Annotated in this window: 16 protein-coding genes; 9 read left to right on the plus strand and 7 right to left on the minus strand. The window is 72.5% G+C overall.

All coding sequences use genetic code 11. The features are described 5' to 3' along the window. Positions 1–145 precede the first annotated feature (145 nt). A complete protein-coding gene (locus ACQEUU_RS18330) occupies positions 146–1015 on the plus strand; it encodes a LysR family transcriptional regulator (RefSeq protein ID WP_433067458.1) in 870 nt (289 codons plus the stop codon). 164 nt (positions 1016–1179) lie between these two features. On the opposite strand, the gene ACQEUU_RS18335 is transcribed toward ACQEUU_RS18330, so the two are convergent. Continuing rightward, positions 1180–2538: a sensor histidine kinase gene (locus ACQEUU_RS18335; protein ID WP_433067460.1), complete on the minus strand. Its 1359-nt coding sequence runs from the start codon at positions 2536–2538 to the stop codon at positions 1180–1182. Then, positions 2531–3205, minus strand: coding sequence for a response regulator transcription factor (locus ACQEUU_RS18340; protein WP_433067463.1), 675 nt, complete (start codon positions 3203–3205; stop codon positions 2531–2533). Before ACQEUU_RS18340 ends, ACQEUU_RS18335 begins: the two co-directional genes overlap by 8 nt. A gap of 127 nt (positions 3206–3332) precedes the next feature. Here ACQEUU_RS18340 and ACQEUU_RS18345 point away from each other — a divergent pair, with 127 nt between their 5' ends. Genes ACQEUU_RS18345 through ACQEUU_RS18355 form a run of 3 tightly spaced genes read left to right on the plus strand, consistent with a single transcriptional unit; the run spans position 3333 to position 6404 of the window. After that, positions 3333–4478: a LolA family protein gene (locus tag ACQEUU_RS18345; RefSeq protein WP_433067466.1), complete on the plus strand. Its 1146-nt coding sequence runs from the start codon at positions 3333–3335 to the stop codon at positions 4476–4478. After that, a complete protein-coding gene (locus tag ACQEUU_RS18350; protein WP_433067469.1) occupies positions 4475–5464 on the plus strand; it encodes an ATP-binding cassette domain-containing protein in 990 nt (329 codons plus the stop codon). Before ACQEUU_RS18345 ends, ACQEUU_RS18350 begins: the two co-directional genes overlap by 4 nt. Next, on the plus strand, positions 5451–6404 hold the full coding sequence (locus tag ACQEUU_RS18355; protein WP_433067471.1) for an ABC transporter permease: 954 nt from the start codon (positions 5451–5453) through the stop codon (positions 6402–6404). The genes ACQEUU_RS18350 and ACQEUU_RS18355 overlap by 14 nt, the downstream gene beginning before the upstream one ends. 79 nt (positions 6405–6483) lie before the next feature. On the opposite strand, the gene ACQEUU_RS18360 is transcribed toward ACQEUU_RS18355, so the two are convergent. Both ACQEUU_RS18360 and ACQEUU_RS18365 read right to left on the minus strand, forming a co-directional pair. Then, positions 6484–7182: a YcnI family copper-binding membrane protein gene (locus tag ACQEUU_RS18360; protein WP_433067474.1), complete on the minus strand. Its 699-nt coding sequence runs from the start codon at positions 7180–7182 to the stop codon at positions 6484–6486. A gap of 45 nt (positions 7183–7227) precedes the next feature. Next, on the minus strand, positions 7228–7764 hold the full coding sequence (locus tag ACQEUU_RS18365) for an MFS transporter (RefSeq protein WP_433067477.1): 537 nt from the start codon (positions 7762–7764) through the stop codon (positions 7228–7230). Between the two features lie 129 nt (positions 7765–7893). Between ACQEUU_RS18365 and ACQEUU_RS18370 the strand changes: the two genes are divergently transcribed. From ACQEUU_RS18370 to ACQEUU_RS18380, 3 genes are all read left to right on the plus strand, one after another. Continuing rightward, positions 7894–8370, plus strand: coding sequence for a hypothetical protein (locus ACQEUU_RS18370; protein ID WP_433067479.1), 477 nt, complete (start codon positions 7894–7896; stop codon positions 8368–8370). 217 nt (positions 8371–8587) lie between these two features. Continuing rightward, positions 8588–9571, plus strand: coding sequence for an alpha/beta hydrolase (locus ACQEUU_RS18375; protein WP_433067482.1), 984 nt, complete (start codon positions 8588–8590; stop codon positions 9569–9571). A gap of 127 nt (positions 9572–9698) precedes the next feature. Then, on the plus strand, positions 9699–10532 hold the full coding sequence (locus ACQEUU_RS18380; RefSeq protein WP_433067485.1) for a siderophore-interacting protein: 834 nt from the start codon (positions 9699–9701) through the stop codon (positions 10530–10532). A gap of 274 nt (positions 10533–10806) precedes the next feature. Here the strand turns inward: ACQEUU_RS18380 and ACQEUU_RS18385 are convergent, their stop codons facing one another. After that, positions 10807–10983 (minus strand): hypothetical protein, encoded by a 177-nt coding sequence (locus tag ACQEUU_RS18385; RefSeq protein WP_433067488.1) that lies wholly within the window; start codon positions 10981–10983, stop codon positions 10807–10809. Positions 10984–11087: 104 nt separating this feature from the next. After that, positions 11088–12374 (minus strand): isocitrate lyase, encoded by a 1287-nt coding sequence (gene aceA, locus ACQEUU_RS18390; protein ID WP_433067491.1) that lies wholly within the window; start codon positions 12372–12374, stop codon positions 11088–11090. Positions 12375–12634: 260 nt separating this feature from the next. On the opposite strand from aceA, the gene ACQEUU_RS18395 reads away from it, so the two are divergent. Both ACQEUU_RS18395 and ACQEUU_RS18400 read left to right on the plus strand, forming a co-directional pair. Continuing rightward, positions 12635–14107 carry a helix-turn-helix domain-containing protein gene (locus ACQEUU_RS18395; protein WP_433067493.1) on the plus strand — a complete coding sequence of 491 codons (1473 nt, stop codon included), beginning with the start codon at positions 12635–12637 and terminating at the stop codon, positions 14105–14107. A 42-nt stretch (positions 14108–14149) separates the two neighbouring features. Continuing rightward, positions 14150–15100, plus strand: coding sequence for a glucosyl-3-phosphoglycerate synthase (locus ACQEUU_RS18400; RefSeq protein ID WP_433067496.1), 951 nt, complete (start codon positions 14150–14152; stop codon positions 15098–15100). Here ACQEUU_RS18400 and ACQEUU_RS18405 read toward each other — a convergent pair. Beyond that, positions 15082–15729 carry a M15 family metallopeptidase gene (locus ACQEUU_RS18405; protein ID WP_433067499.1) on the minus strand — a complete coding sequence of 216 codons (648 nt, stop codon included), beginning with the start codon at positions 15727–15729 and terminating at the stop codon, positions 15082–15084. The two genes, ACQEUU_RS18400 and ACQEUU_RS18405, sit on opposite strands and share 19 nt — an antisense overlap. Positions 15730–15770: the final 41 nt, after the last annotated feature.

Raw genomic sequence — 15770 nt, forward strand, 5'->3', positions numbered from 1 at the left:
CGCCTTTGCCAAATATGGGGCAGAAGCATACTGATTTCCCACCCGTCACGGATGTAGCCGTACTCGGTTACGGTCCGAAATCATTCGAGGTGATCTCAGTCATGTTGCCGACCGCGAACGTGCCGTTGTCCTAGCGTTCTTTGCCATGAACCTCCAGCAGCTCCGCTATGTGGTCGCGACTGCGGAGCACCGCACCATGACTGACGCGGCAAGATCGCTTTACATCGCACAGCCTGCGCTTTCGCGTGCGATCCGCGATCTGGAACGAGAGCTCGGAATGACGCTCTTCGCGCGTTCGGGGCGGGGGGTAGTGGTGACCTCGCAGGGTCGCCGCGTGGTGAAGCTGGCTCGTGAGGCGCTCGACGCCGTCCGCGAGATCGAAGGCCTCGCCAGCCACGGCGGCGCCGGCGAGGCGGAACTCCGCATCGCCTCCACCCCCAGCCTGGAGCCCGGTCTGGCGGGGCGGCTGTTGCCCGCCTACGCCTCCGAGCACCCGGGCGTCCGCGTGCACATCGTCCGCTGCGAAGGCCGCGAGGCCGTCGTCAACGCCATCCGGGACCAGCGGGCAGACCTCGGCCTGACCGACCTGCCCGTCCCCGGCGACCTGATCACCCATCCGCTCGAACGGCAGGAGATCGTGCTGATCTCCCCGCCCGGGCTCGAACTCCCCAACCCCGTTCCCATGGCCAGGCTCCACGGCATGCGCCTGGCCCTCCCCGCGCGCGGCAGCGTCCGCCGCAGGGAGCTCGACGCGATGTTCGGCAAGTTCGCGGTCAGCCCCGTCGTCGTCCTCGAAACCGACGAGCGCAACGGCTGGCTGAACGCGGTCCGCACCGGGCAGGCGTCGCTGCTGTGGTACCGCGGGATGGCCGAACAGGCCGCCAGGGCGGGCCTCGTGGTCCGTTCGCTGGAGCCCGCCGTCAGGCGCGTGATCGCAGTCGTGCACACGCGCCGCCGCCTCCCGCTGATCGCCCAGGACTTCCTGGCGACCGCCGAGAGGGGCACCACCGCCTAGCGCGGTCTCTCACCACCTCGCCGGCGCCGGCCCGCGTGCCCACCCTGGACACGTGGCGGGCTCCGTGAGGCTCCACCGTCACGCCGGTCGGCGTGTTCAGCACGTCCCGGATCCGTCGTACGACGGGGCCCGGACGGCGACCGCCGTGGTGGCGGCCGTCCCGTTCATCTGGACGGGGGGAGGGACACCACGGCGCGCAGGCCGGGGGAGGCGTCTTCCAGGTGGACTGTGCCGCCATGGGCGCGGACCGTCTCCCGGACGATGGCCAGCCCCAGCCCGGCCCCGCCCTCGTCCCGGCTGCGGCCGGTGTCGAGCCGGGTGAACCGGTCGAACACCCGCTCCCTGTCGGCCTCCGGGATGCCCGGACCGTCGTCGGTGACCGTGAGGACCCCGTCGGCGGTCAGCGCGACCTCGACCTTCGACGCGGTGTGCCGCACCGCGTTGTCGATCAGGTTGGTCAGCACCCGGCCGAGGTCCATGGCGTCGCCGCGCACCTCCACCGGGTCGCAGACCGTCAGCCGCACCTCGGCGTACCGGTCGGCCGTCCGCCGTACGACCTCGTCCAGGTCGACGGGCTCGCGCCGGGCCGGCACGCCGCCGCGCTCGTCCAGCCGGGCCAGCGCGAGCAGGTCCTCGGCCAGCCGGGACAGCCGCAGGGTGTCCTCCAGCACGCCCTCGGCCGTCTCCGGCCAGTCCTGCCCGTCCGGGTGCCCGAGCGCCACCTCCAGCTGGAGCCGGATGCTGGCGAGCGGGCTGCGCAGCTCGTGCGCCGCGTCGGAGACCAGCGCCCGCTGCCGTTTCTCGGCCTCCTCCAGCCGGGCCAGCATGTCGTTGAGCGTGGTGGCCAGCGAGTGCACCTCGTCACGCGACTCCGGCACCGGCAGCCGGCGCGACCGCGCGGTGTGCGTGATCTCGGCCGCGCCCCGGCGCAGCGCCGTGATGGGCCGGAGCGTACGCCCGATGATCATCCAGCTGGCGCCGGCGAGCAGCACCACCAGCAGTGGCGTGCCCACCCACAGCACCCCGCCGGCCGTGTGGACGCTCGTCTGGATCTCCGACACCGACCGGGCCGCGAGCACCGTCTGCCCGCGGTCGGCGCTCAGCGCCACCACCCGCAGCCGCGCCGGGATCGCGTACGGGCGGCCGTCGACGAACGTGGCCCGCCCCTCCCGCAGCGTCCGCGCCCGGCCCGGGGCGTCGAGCAGCGGCACCAGCCGGTCGGCGCCGTAGGTGACGTGCGTGATCCGCCCGTCCGCGTCGAGCACCTGCACGATCGTGCCGTCGTGGGTAGTGATCGGGGTCGTCAGCGTGCCGGCGTCGGCCTGCACCCGCACCGTGTGCGCCTGCCGGGTGACCGACTCGTCCACGGTGTCCATGAGCGTCCGGTCCAGCACCGAGAGCAGCACGGACGCCGACAGCGCCAGCGCCACCGCGAGCACGGCCACGGCGACCACGGTCAGCCGGAACCGCAGCCCCTGCCGCCGCCACCAGGACGACCGGCGCCCGGACGGGAGCTCAGCCACCGTCGCCGGCCAGCCGGTAACCCGCCCCGCGCACGGTCTGCAGCGCGTTCCTGCCGAACGGCGCGTCGATCTTGCGCCGCAGGTAGCCCACGTACACCTCGACCACGTTCGGGTCGGTGTCGAAGGTGTCCCAGACGTGCTCCAGGATCTCCGACTTGGACACCACCTCGTCGCGCCGGCGCAGCAGATACTCCAGCAGCGCGAACTCGCGCGGCGTCAGCTCGACCTCCCGCTCGCCGCGCCGCACCCGCCGCCGCGCCGGGTCGAGCGACAGGTCGCCCGCCACCAGCACCGCCGGCCGCCGCCCGCCGCCGCGCCGCAGCAGCGCCCGCAGCCTGGCCACCAGCACCACGTACGAGAACGGCTTGGTCAGGTAGTCGTCGGCGCCCAGATCCAGGCCGTCGGCCATGTCGTACTCGCCGTCCTTGGCCGACAGCATGAGGATGGGCACCCAGTTCTCCTCCGCGCGCAGCTGCTTGCACACGTTGTAGCCGGACAGCCTGGGCAGCATGATGTCGAGCACGACCACGTCGTAGTCGCCGTGCCGGGCCTCGTGCAGCCCCTGCTCGCCGTCGTGGGCGAGGTCGACGGCGAATCCCTCCGCCTGCAGCCCGCGCTGGAGCGCGGCCGCCATCCGGCGCTCGTCCTCGACCACCAGTACGCGCATGTGCCGATTCTCCCGTGCCCGCGCTGAGAGCCCGCTGAGAACGCTGAGAGGGCTCTCAGCCCGTCTCAGGTTCGCCTAAGGATGCATCACGCAGGCTGCGTGTATCGACATACCGTTAAGGAGTGAGATGCGCAGAGGCACGTTCGTGAGATGGGGAGTGCCGATCGCGGCGGCGGCCGTGATCGGCGCGGCGCTCGGCGCCGGCCCGGTCATCGCAGCGGTGAGCGGCGACCCGGTGCTGCCTGAGAAGTCCGCCCAGCAGTTGCTGGCCGACGCCGTGGCGGCGACGGAGAAGCACGAAGGCATGCCGCCCATGTCCGGCACGGTCCAGCAGACGGCCTCGCTCGGACTGCCGGCGCTGCCCGGCGTCGGCGACGGCTCGCCGCTGGCGCTGCTGTCCGGTTCCCATGAGGTGAAGCTCTGGTACGGCGACGAGGACAAGTTGCGGCTGGCCCTGCCCACCCAGTTCAACGAGACGAACATCATCGTCAACGGTGACCAGGTGTGGTACTGGAACAGCGACAGCAACACCGCCACCAGGATCAAACAGCAGGGTCAGCCCCACCGGGAGGGGCGGCCCACGCCCCACCCGTCCGTCATGACCCCCGACCAGGCGGCGCAGCGGGTGCTGGAACACGCGGGCGACTCCACCGCGATCTCGGTGAGCAACACCGCCGAGGTCGCGGGCCGCCCGGCCTACCAGCTCGTGCTGGCCCCGAAGGACCCGGCCTCCCTGGTCCAGGAGGTCCGCCTGGCCATCGACGGCGAGCACCACGTGCCGCTGCGGGTCCAGGTGTTCGCCAAGGGCTCGGCTGAGCCGGCCCTGCAGGTCGGGTTCACCCAGCTGACCTTCACCCCGCCGGCCGAGGAGAACTTCGCCTTCACCCCGCCCCCCGGCGCCAAGGTGGAGGAGAAGACGTTCGGGGCGGCCGACCTGAAGCACGAGAACCACCAGAACCACGAGCACGCCGACGAGGCCAGGCGGGCCGCCGGGGACGTCCGAACGCGTGGCGAGGGCTGGACCGCGGTCGCGGTGCTCCCGGCGGACGTCCTGTCCCGCCCGGGCGAGGAGGAGACCGGCCCCGGCACGGACGCCGGCACGCGGGAGCTCCTGGACAGCGTGCTGAGGTCCGCCACGCCGGTGAGCGGCCCCTGGGGCTCCGGCAAGCTGATCAAGACGAAGCTCGTCACGGTGCTGCTGACCGACGACGACCGCCTGCTGATCGGCGCGGTCACCCCGGAGGAGATCGTCAAGGCGGCGGGCGTCAGGTGACGACCGCCACGCGGGACGCGGGGACGCCCATCGGGGCGTCCCCGCCCTCCTTCCCCGCCGACGCCGCCCTCGTGACGTCCGGGCTGACCAAGCGCTTCCGCGGCGGCCAGGTGGCCGTCGACGCGCTCGACCTGTCCGTGCCGCGCGGGTCCGTCTACGGCTTCCTGGGCCCGAACGGCTCCGGCAAGACCACCACGATCCGGATGCTGCTCGGCCTGATCACGCCCACCGGCGGCACCTGCTCCCTGCTCGGCCTGCCGCTCGCGCAGGCCCTGCCCCGGGTGGGGGCGCTGGTCGAGGGCCCGGCCTTCTACCCGTACCTGACGGGGGAGGCCAACCTGCGCCGGTTCGACGCCGCAGACCCCACCGCCTCGGGGGCGAGCGCCGGGCGGCGGATCGGCGAGGCGCTGGAACGCGTCGGCCTCACCGCGGCCGCGGGCAAGCGCTACCGCGTCTACTCGCTCGGCATGCGCCAGCGGCTGGCCATCGCGGCCGCCCTGCTGAGGCCGCGCGAGCTGCTCATCCTCGACGAGCCCACCAACGGGCTCGACCCGCAGGGCACCCGCGAGGTGCGGGCGCTGGTCAAGGAGATCGCCGCCGGCGGCACGACCGTGTTCGTCTCCTCGCACCTGCTGGCCGAGGTCGAGCAGATGTGCACGCACGCCGCCATCATGCGCGCCGGCCGCCTGGTCGCGGACGGCACGATCGCCTCGCTGAGCGGCGGCCGGGCCGCCCGCATCAGCGTGGAGACGCCCGACGCCGCCGGCGCGGCGCGCGTGCTGGCCGCGCTGGGCCTGGCCGACGTGCGCCGCCAGGGCGCGACGGCCGGCGACGTGACCGCCGAGCTGGGCGGGCACGCCCCCGAGCAGGTCAACGCCGCCCTCGTCGGTGAGGGCGTGCCCGTCCGGGGGCTCGCCGTGGTGCGGCCGAGCCTGGAGGACGTGTTCGTCGGACTGACAGGAGAGGGATTCGATGTCGACGGCTGACACGGGCACCCGCCCCCGTCGCACGCCCGGATTGGTGCCGGTGACCGAGACCATGAGCACGACCCCGCGCCTGCCGGACGAGCCGCCCGCCCCGCCCGTCCCGGCCGCGCCGCCGTCCGGCCGCAGGGCCGGCGCGTTCTGGCGGCTGCTCGGCTCCGAGCTGGGCCTGACCTTCCGCCGGCCGCGCAACCTCGCCGTCCTGGCCGTGCTCGCCGTGGTGCCCGTCATCATCGGCGTGTCCCTGCGTCTGGTCGCGGGGGAGGAGGGGGTCGGCGGCATGATCGCGGACGTGGCCGGCAACAGCCTCATGCTGACGTTCGCCGCGTTCTCAGTGCTGGTGCTGCTGCTGATGCCGATCACGGTCAGCGTGGTGGCCGGCGACGCGCTCGCCGGGGAGGCGAACGGCGGCACGCTGCGCTATCTGCTCGCCGCCCCCGCCGGGCGCACCCGGCTGCTGGCCGTCAAGTACCTGAACGCGGTCGTCCACGCCTACGCGGTCACCGTCGTCGTCGCGCTGTCGGCGCTGGCCACCGGGCTGGCGCTGTTCCCCGCCGGGGACGTGACGCTGCTGTCCGGAACCACCATCAGCATGACCGAGGGCCTGCTGCGCGTCGCGCTCGCCGTCGGCTACGTCGGCGCGGGCATGGCAGCGCTGGCGGCGGTGGCGCTGGCGATCTCGGCGTTCACCGAGGTGTCCATCGGCGCGATCGCGGGCACGGTGGTGCTGGTCATCGCCTGCCACGTGCTGCAGGCGGTCCCCGCGCTGGAGCCGATCCAGCCCTACCTGCTGCCGACCTGGTTCACCGGTTTCGACGCGGTCCTGCGCGACCCGGTCGACACGGGGGCTCTGGGGGAGGGCCTGCTGACGTTCGCGGCGTACATCGTCATGTCCCTCTCGATCGCCTGGGCCCGCTTCAGCGGCAAGGACATCACGTCCTGACGCCCCGGCCGCGCCGGCCCGCCGCGCCGGGGTGCCTCGCCCCGTACGAGGATCTCTCGTACGGGGCGAAGCCGGGCCGTCAGGAGGGGCGGCGGCGGCGCAGGGCGAGCAGGGCGGTCGCCACGCCGACGGCGCCGACGGCGAGGCCGGCCGCGCCGAGGAGGCGGGCGGTGCCGTCAGCCGGGGCGGGGGCCGCGCCGGACGGAGCGGCGGTCACCGCGACCGGCGAGGGGGAGGCGGTGGCGCCGGCCGCCGGGGCCAGCTTGAGCACGGGGGCCGGGTGCTCGGGCTCGGCGCCGCCGGCCGCGGGGGCGTCGGACCACGAGACGACCTCGCCGCCGGAGTAGGTCTGCTTGGTCGGGAACACCAGCTGGTCGACGCCCTCGGGCAGCCGTCCCATCGACACCTCGAACTCCTGGAACTCGCCCTGGCCGATCTCGCCGCCGGACCAGACGACGGTGGTGACGGCCTCGGTGAGCTCACCGAACTCGGTGGTGACGGGCTTGGGCAGCTTGCCCTCGGTGACCTTGACGGTCCAGCCGGGCACCGGCTTGACCGAGACGAACGCCAGCGGGTGGTCGGTCGGGAAGGACACCTCGACCTTGGTGGTCTTGGCGTCGTCGCGCTCGTTGGGCACCCGGAAGGCGACCTTGGTGAACCCGCCCGCCTCGGCGGTGCCGGGATTGATCGTGACATGGGCCAGCGCGGGCAGGGCCGGCGCGGCGACGACGACGGTGGTGGCGGCGAGCACGGTCGCCGCACGCCTGAAGAAGGACATGGCGGAACTCCACTTGACGGAAAGGGAAAAACGGATGTCAGCAGGTCAGGCGGGAAGCGGAGGACCGCGCCTGGCCAGGCTGTGGCGGAAGGCCGGGTCCGGCGGCACGGCGCGGGCCCGTACGACGGGGACGAGCGGCCGGGCGGCGGCGGGCGCCGGGGCGGGCCGGGGGAGCAGGAGGCGGCGGGCCAGGCGGCGCAGCAGCGCCCAGAGCGCGGCCTCGCCGCGTGCCAGCCACCAGCCGGTGAGGAGCGTGGCCGTCAGGTGGGCCGTCAGCATGCCCAGCGCCTCGCCGAGCCCCTGCCCGTGCAGGTGCGCCGCGACGTAGCCGGTGCCGTCACCGCCGAACAGCTCGTGCAGCCCGAGCTGGGCCGCGACCAGCAGGCAGGCGACCTGGGCCGGTGAGCGCTCCCGGCCGCCCAGGGCCGCGGCGGCCGCGAAGACCGCGAGGAGGCCGGCGGCCAGGGCCCACGGCTCGGGGCGGGCGCCGTCGCTCAGCCAGTGGGCGAGGGCCGCGAGGAGCACGCAGACGGCGGCGAAGGCCGTCGTCCTGATGAGCCGGAGAGGCAGGTGTGCTCGCATGCGTGAGCCCATGCTGCCACGGGCGGGACCGGCCCGGGAGGGGTCATGCGGGAAGCCGGGCAATGACGGGGTGATTAACGGTATTTGTCGCTAAGGTCGTGCCAGCCACGTCGACATGAGGTGAGAGCGTTGCGGCACTTGGGTGGGTTGCTCGTCGGGCTTGTGGTGACGGCGGTCGTGCTGGGAGGTGGGGGCTGGGCCGTGCAGCACGCGGTGGTGAGCGGCCAGACCGCCCCGCAGGGCGGCCCGTCACTGTGGATCGCGCTGGGCTCCATGGCCGCCGTCGGACTCGTCGTCGGCCTCGTGGTGGCGGGGGGCATCTCGCCGCTGGCGACCTTCGTCCCGTCCATGGTGCTGCTGGCCTGGACCGTCGTGTACGCGCTGGACAAGAACCGGGCGCTGACCCTGCTGCCCGACGGCCCCTCGGTGAACCAGATCGTCAGGGACACCGTCACCGGCGCCAAGACCCTGCTCGGCAGCGGCGTGTTCGCCCTCCTCGGCGTCGCGCTGTTCGTCCCGGTGCTCATGCCCTCGCGCTGGGCGCGCCGCTACGACGATGACGACGAGGACTACGAGCAGCAGACCCAGGAGGGTGGCTACTACTGACCTCCCGATCTACTTTGTAAAGGCGTGGGCGCCGTGGAAGGCATGGAGTCAGTCAACTGACGGTCAGCCCTTAGCAACGGGACAAATGGCCCCCGGGGAGCAGCGGGCATATCCCATGGTGAGTGGAAGCGCCGATGATGTCCGGAAAGGCGATGAGATCCTTACTCACGGGTAGAGCGATGTTCTGGCAGGGAATCAACGTGCCGGAGGACCCGATATGCAACTGGACAGGGATGTCGCTCCCCAATACCCGCTGAGCTGGCAGGCCCGCGCCCTGACCGGCCTGATGCGGCACACGCTCAAGCCGGCCTCCCACCTGTTCCTGCGCCACGCCCTCGCCCTGACGGCCGCGTCCCAGCTCGGCGAACTGGTCAGGCTGCTCCCAGTCGGCCAGACCCCCGAACACGTCAGCGTGGTCCCCGCCGCGTTCTCGGCCTGCGAGGGCGAGTGGGTGCGCGGCGGCGCGGACCTGGACGAACGCAAGGTCCTCCTCTACCTGCACGGCGGCGGCTACTTCTCGGGCTCGCCGCGCACCCACCGGCCCATCACCTGGCGCCTGTCGGCGGTGGCGGGCCGTCCGGTGCTGGCCCTGGACTACCGCCAGGGCCCGGTGCACAAGCTGGCCGACTCGCTGAGCGACTCCCTGGACGCCTACGACTGCCTGCTGCAGCGGGGGTACGAGCCGGAGGACGTGCTCATCGGGGGCGACTCGGCGGGCGGTCACCTGACCCTGGCGACACTGCTGGCCCTGCGGGACCGCGGCCTGCCGCTGCCGTCGGCGGCCGTGTGCCTGTCGCCGTGGGCCGACCTGACCGACTTCCCCCGCACCGCGAACCGCTGGCAGGACCCGATGCTGCCGGCCGGCCGGGTGCGCTGGCTGGCCCGCCGCTGGACCGACGGGCTGGACCCGTGCGACCCCCTGGTCTCGCCGGTGCTGGGCGACTTCACCGGCCTGCCGCCGCTGATGATCGTCACCGGGTCGACCGAGGTGCTCAGGGACGAGGCCCGCCGCGTCGCGGAGCAGGCCAGGCAGGGCGGGGTGCCGGTGACGTACGAGGAGTGGCCGCGGATGCCGCACGTGTTCCCGTTGCTGGCGGACGTGCTGCCGGAGGCGCGGCTGGCGTTCCGGCACATGGGCGTGTTCCTGTCGGCCGTGGCGGGGCTGGAGGAGGCGGCGGCGGAGGACGAGGCCGCCGCCTGATCGGTGATACGGGACGAATCGACCGCCGGGGCGGGGGCAGGGGGCGAACGTGCTGTTTTCACGTCGCGCTGACGCTGCATGGAAGGCAGAGTGTAGGTTAGCCATACCTAAGCAAGGAGCTGTCCGCATGACCGGTAAGCCGACGGATCATCACCGAGGCGTCGTGCTGCGTACCGAGCGCATCGCGCCGCACATGATCCGGGTCATCGTCGGTGGCGACGGGCTCCGCGACTTCGCCACCTCCGGCCACACCGACCACTACGTGAAGATCGTGTTCCCGCACGAAGGCGTCGAATACCCTCAGCCGTTCAGCGTCAAGCAGGTGCGCGAGACCATGCCGCGCGAGTTCTGGCCGCGGCTGCGCACCTACACCGTGCGAGCCTGGGACCCCGACACCCGCGAGCTGACGCTCGACTTCGTCTATCACGGAGACCAGGGCCTGGCCGGCCCGTGGGCGGCCGCCGCCCGGCCGGGCGACGAGGTGCTGATGCTCGGCCCCGGCGGCGGGTACGCGCCGAGCCCTGAGGCCGACTGGCACCTGTTCGCCGGCGACGAGAGCGCGCTGCCCGCCATCGCCGCGTCCCTGGAGGCGCTGCCCGATGGGGCGCGGGCGTTCGCGTTCATCGAGGTGGCGGGGCCCGAAGAGGAGATCAAGCTGAGCAGCCCCGGCGACGTCGAGGTGGCCTGGCTGTACCGGCGCGACCGCCCCGTGGGGGAGGCGCTGGTGGAGGCGGTGCGCGCCTTCGACGTCCCGCCCGGCCAGGTGCACGCGTTCGTGCACGGCGAGGCGGGGTTCGTCAAGCAGCTCCGCCGCCACCTGCGGGTCGGCCTGGGCATCCCGATGGAACACCTGTCGATCTCCGGCTACTGGCGGGCCGGGGCGGACGACGAGTCGTGGCGCGCGGTCAAGAAGGACTGGAACAAGCAGGTCGAGGCCGAGGAGGCCGCCGCACTCACCTGATCCTCGTCGCGTCGACCACGCGCAGCGTGTCCCTCGAACAGCACGATCCCGGCGGAGCGCTCGCCGTAGCGGACACTGGTGACGTGGAAGCGATCCAGGGCGGGCGGCGTATGCGCCAAGCCGCCCGGCAGCTCCTTCTGCTGGGAGCCGTCGCGCAGCCGGCGGAAGGCGGTGCTCCCGGACCTGCCGGCGCAGAGGGTCAGGCCGCAGCGGGCCGGCTCCTCTCCCTCCCGTGTCACGGCGCGGTCGGTCGCGCCGGTCTCCACGTTGCGGATCAGGCCGAAGGGGGCCCCTCCACCTGGCCGTACGGGCCGGGCGTGCCGATCCATGGCCACGCCAGCAGGTGCAAGCCGGTCCCGTGCTCGGCCGCCGAGAAGCCGGGCCTTCCCGCCGTCGAGGGGGCGGCCCAGATCTGGGCGGTGCCGTCCTTGAGCTGCGTCCACCAGTGCACGGCCCGGACATGGGTCGGCCGCGCCGGACCGGGGACAGGTCTGGCGCGGCCGTTCGCCGGGGGGAACCACCCATGCCCTGGAGGTGTCCGGCGAGTTCGTGGGGTCAGTGGGCGAACTGCTCCTCCTCGGTGGAGCCCTTGAGCGCCGTGGTCGAGGAGTCGGGCGAGATGGCCGTGCTGACCAGGTCGAAGTAGCCGGTGCCGACCTCGCGCTGGTGGCGGGTGGCGGTGTAGCCGCGCGCCTCGGCGGCGAACTCCGCCTCCTGCAGGTCGACGTACGCGGTCATGCCGTCGGTCGCGTACCCCTGGGCGAGGTTGAACATCGAGTAGTTCAGCGAGTGGAACCCGGCGAGGGTGATGAACTGGAACTTGTACCCCATGTGCCCGAGCTCGCGCTGGAACTTGGCGATGGTCGAGTCGTCGAGGTGCGCCTTCCAGTTGAAGGAGGGCGAGCAGTTGTAGGCGAGCATCTGGTCCGGGTACTCGGCCTTGATCGCCTCGGCGAACTCGCGGGCCACGTCCAGGTCGGGCGTGCCGGTCTCCATCCAGAGCAGGTCGGAGTGCGGGGCGTAGGCCAGGCCGCGGGCGATGCACGCCTCGATGCCGTTGCGCACCCGGTAGAAGCCCTCGGCGGTGCGCTCGCCGGTGCAGAACGCCTGGTCGCGCGGGTCCACGTCGCTGGTCAGGAGCGTCGCGGCCTGGGCGTCGGTCCGCGCGATGACGAGGCTGGGGACTCCGGCGACGTCCGCGGCGAGGCGGGCGGCGTTGAGGGTCTTGATGTGCTGGCCGGTCGGGATGAGCACCTTCCCGCCGAGGTGGCCGCACTTCTTCTCGGAGGCGAGCTGGTCCTCCCAGTGCACGCCGGCGGCGCCGGCGGCGATCATGCCCTTCATGAGTTCGAAGGCGTTGAGCACGCCGCCGAACCCGGCCTCGGCGTCGGCCACGATGGGCGCCAGCCAGTGCGGGGCGTCCTGCCGGCCCTCGGACCAGGTGATCTGGTCGGCGCGCAGCAGCGCGTTGTTGATGCGGCGCACCACGGCCGGCACGGAGTTGGCCGGGTACAGGCTCTGGTCGGGGTAGGTCTGCGCGCCCAGGTTGGCGTCGGCCGCGACCTGCCAGCCGGACAGGTAGATGGCCTTCAGCCCGGCCTTGACCTGCTGGACCGCCTGGTTGCCGGTCAGCGCGCCGAGGGAGTTGACGTAGTCCTCGGTGTGCAGCAGGTTCCACAGCCGCTCGGCGCCGAGCCGGGCGAGCGTGTGCTCCTCCTGGACGCTCCCGCGCAACCGGACCACGTCCTCGGCGCTGTAGGTGCGCTCGATGCCGGCCCAGCGCGGGTTGTTCTCCCACTCGTCCCGCAGCTGCTCAGCGGCTCCCTTGAGGCGATCGTTCATTGGTTCACTCCTTTGTCGTCCCCTGGGGCTTATGTCGAGTTTGTGCCCTGGCGAGCGGGAGCGACAACCGATCCGTCAGAGAAGATTGGTGATTCTTCTCTCTTCAGGAACTACTGGCCGGTATTCGTGCGAGAAGAAATAGCGAGTTTTCCCGTTGGACTAGACCACTGGTCAGAGGGGTCGTCCGTCGGGGCCCACAGTGGCGTGGAGCGCTCTCCGGCGTCTAGAAGATGAGCGGATTTTCCGACTAAGATGCGGGCATGGCGTCCTTGCTGGGTGAAGAACCGCTGACTTTGACGCATGAGCTCGATCTCCTCGCGTTCGGGCAGCGCCTGCGTCACCTGCGCAAACAGCGCGGCCTCACCCTGTCCGACCTGGGCGAGCGCGTCAGCAGGGCGCCCAGCCAGCTCTCCCTGCTGGAGAACGGCAAGCGCGAGCCCAAGCTCTCCCTGCTCAAGTCGCTCGCCTCGGCGCTCAACGTCCCCGTCGAGGAGCTGCTGCGCCGCCAGCCGCCCAACCGCCGCGCCCAGCTGGAGATCGCCCTCGAAGAGGCCCAGCGCGACCCCCTCTACGCCGGCCTCGGCCTGCCCCGGCTCAAGGTCTCCGCCCGCGTGCCCAACGATGTGCTGGAGCACATCCTCGGCCTCTACGGCGAGCTGCGCGCCCGCGAGGCGCGCGGCACCGCCACCCCCGAGGAGGCCAGGGCCGCCAACGCCGAGCTCCGCCGCCGCCAGCGCGAGCTGGGCAACTACTTCCCCGAGATCGAGCAGGCCGCCGCCGAGGCGCTCGCCGCCGTCGGCTACCGCGCCGGCGCGCTGTCGCAGAGCATGATCCAGAGCCTGGTGACGCACTTCGGCTACACCGTGCACACCGCCCAGGACCTGCCGCGATCGGTGCGTTCCATCACCGACATGCGCAACCGCCGCATCTACGTCAAACACGAGCAGCTCGGCATGCACACCCCGCGCACCATCCTGCTCCAGACGCTCGGCCACCTCGCGCTCGGCCACGCCAAGCCCCGCGACTTCGCCGACTTCCTGCGCCAGCGCACCGAGGCCAACTACTTCGCCGCCGCCGTGCTCGTACCGGAGAAGGCCGCCGCCGTCTTCCTGCGCGAGGCCAAGGCCGACCGGGCGCTGTCGGTGGAGGACCTGCGCGACGTGTTCGCCGTCTCCTACGAGATGGCCGCCCACCGCTTCACCAACCTCGCCACCCACCACCTCGGCCTCGTCTGCCACTTCGTCCGCAATGACGCCGGCGGCATCATCTACAAGGCGTACGAGAACGACGGCATCGTCTTCCCCGCCGACGAGCAGGGCGCCATCGAGGGCCAGCGGATGTGCCTGCAGTGGTCGGGCCGTCAGGTGTTCGCCTCACCCGACCGGTTCTCCGTCTACTACCAGTACTCCGACTCGCCGACCGGCACCTACTTCTGCGTCGCGCACGTCGACCCGTCGCGGGAGCGCGACTTCGCCATCACGCTCGGCGTGCCGTTCAAGGAGTCGCGCTGGTTCCGCGGCCGCGAGACCACCAGCCGCACCAAGTCCACCTGCCCCAGCGGCGACTGCTGCCGCCGCCCGCCCACCCAGCTGGCCGAGCGCTGGGAGGGCTACGCCTGGCCGTCGGCCCGCGCCAACTCGCACGTGCTCGCCGCCCTGCCGCCCGGCTCCTTCCCGGGTGTGGACGAGGCGGATGTTTACACATTCTTGGAACGCCACGCCGTCACAGGCTGACCCGCCCAGGGCAGGAACCAGTGGATGAACGGGGGTGGTGGCATGCTGCCTGAAGTTCAGAGCTGGTTCCGCCGCCGCACGTCGAGCGCGGCGGACTGGCCGGTGGGCGAACTCGCCGAGGCGAAAGGGCAGACCTCCGTCAGTGTGGTCCTACCCGCCCGTGACGAGCGTGACACCGTCGGTCACATCGTCGGCGTCATCCTGCGCGAACTCGCCGACGTGGTGGACGAGGTCGTCGTCATCGACTCCTGCTCCACCGACGACACCGCGGCCGTCGCCGCCAGGGCCGGCGCCGAGGTGCACGCCCAGGACTCGATCCTGCCCCAGCTGCGCCCCCTCGACGGCAAGGGCGAGGCGCTGTGGAAGTCGCTCGCCGTCACCAGCGGCGACATCGTGGCGTTCGTCGACGCCGACATCCGCGGCTTCCGCTCCTCGCTGGTGAGCGGCCTGCTCGGCCCGCTCCTCACCGACGGCACCGTCGCCTACGCCAAGGGCTGCTACGACCGGCCGCTCGACGGCGTCTCCAACGGAGGCGGCCGCGTCACCGAACTGGTCGCCCGCCCGCTCATCAACCTGCACTGGCCCGAGCTGGCCGGCTTCGTCCAGCCGCTCGCCGGCGAGTACGCCGGCCGCCGCACCGCGCTGGAGCGGGTGCCGTTCCTCACCCGGTACGGGGTCGAGTTCGGGCTCCTCGTGGACCTGCTGGACCTGGCCGGCCTGGACGCGTTCGCCCAGGTGGACCTCGGCTCCCGCGAGCACGCCCCGCAGACGACCGAGGCCCTGGGCGGCATGGCGGCCCAGATCATGCTGGCCGCCCACTCCCGGCTGCTGCGCCAGGGCAAGCTCGGCCGCTGCCACGGCCTGTCGTGCCGCCTGGACCAGTTCCGCCGCGACGGCGACGGCCACCGGGTCGTCAGCAGCGACGTCTCCATCGGCGAACGCCCGCCCATGTTCACCACGCTGCGCTGCGGCGGTCAGGAGGCGGGGCCGTAGCGGGCGGAGCGGGAGCCCGTGCTGAACGCCCAGTAGCGGTCGCCGTAGGACCAGTGCCACCACTCCGTGGGGTAGTTGACGAACCCCGCGGACGTCATCGCCTCGCCCAGGACGTCGCGGTTGCGGCGGGCCTCGGGGGAGATGCCGGGAAAGCCGGTGTAGCACGCCTCGTCGCTCTCCGGCGGCGTGGCGTTGACCTGTGTGCCCATCGGCACCTCCACGCCGGAGGCGGTGCACAGGGTCAGGTCGACCGCCCCTCCGCTGACGTGCGGGGCCACCTCGGGCGGCGAGACGTACCTGCTGGCCTCCACGTGCGCCCGCCGTTCGTCCCAGCCGGGATGGCCGGCCAGGTGCGCGGCCACGGACTCGGCGAAGTAGCGCCGCTGCAGCGGCGCCGGCCGGAACCCTTCCACGATCAGCAGGCGCAGCGTGCGCGGCAGCCGGGTCTGGGCGGCGATCAGGCGGTCGGCCACGCTCAGCCGGACGTGCGCGAACGCGCCCTCCGGGTCGGCGAGGCGCCCGTCGACCCGGACGGCCTCCAGCGTGCGCAGGTCCACCAGGGGTTCACCGCACTCATCCACCGGCACCTCGGAGATCCGCGGGTCGGACAGCAGCACGATTTCGGGCATGGAAGCCTCCGAGGTTCCAGGGACGCTCCACCTGAGACGCC

This window comes from Nonomuraea sp. CA-218870 (assembly GCF_050936535.1).
GTDB classification, from domain to species: Bacteria; Actinomycetota; Actinomycetes; order Streptosporangiales; family Streptosporangiaceae; genus Nonomuraea; species Nonomuraea corallina.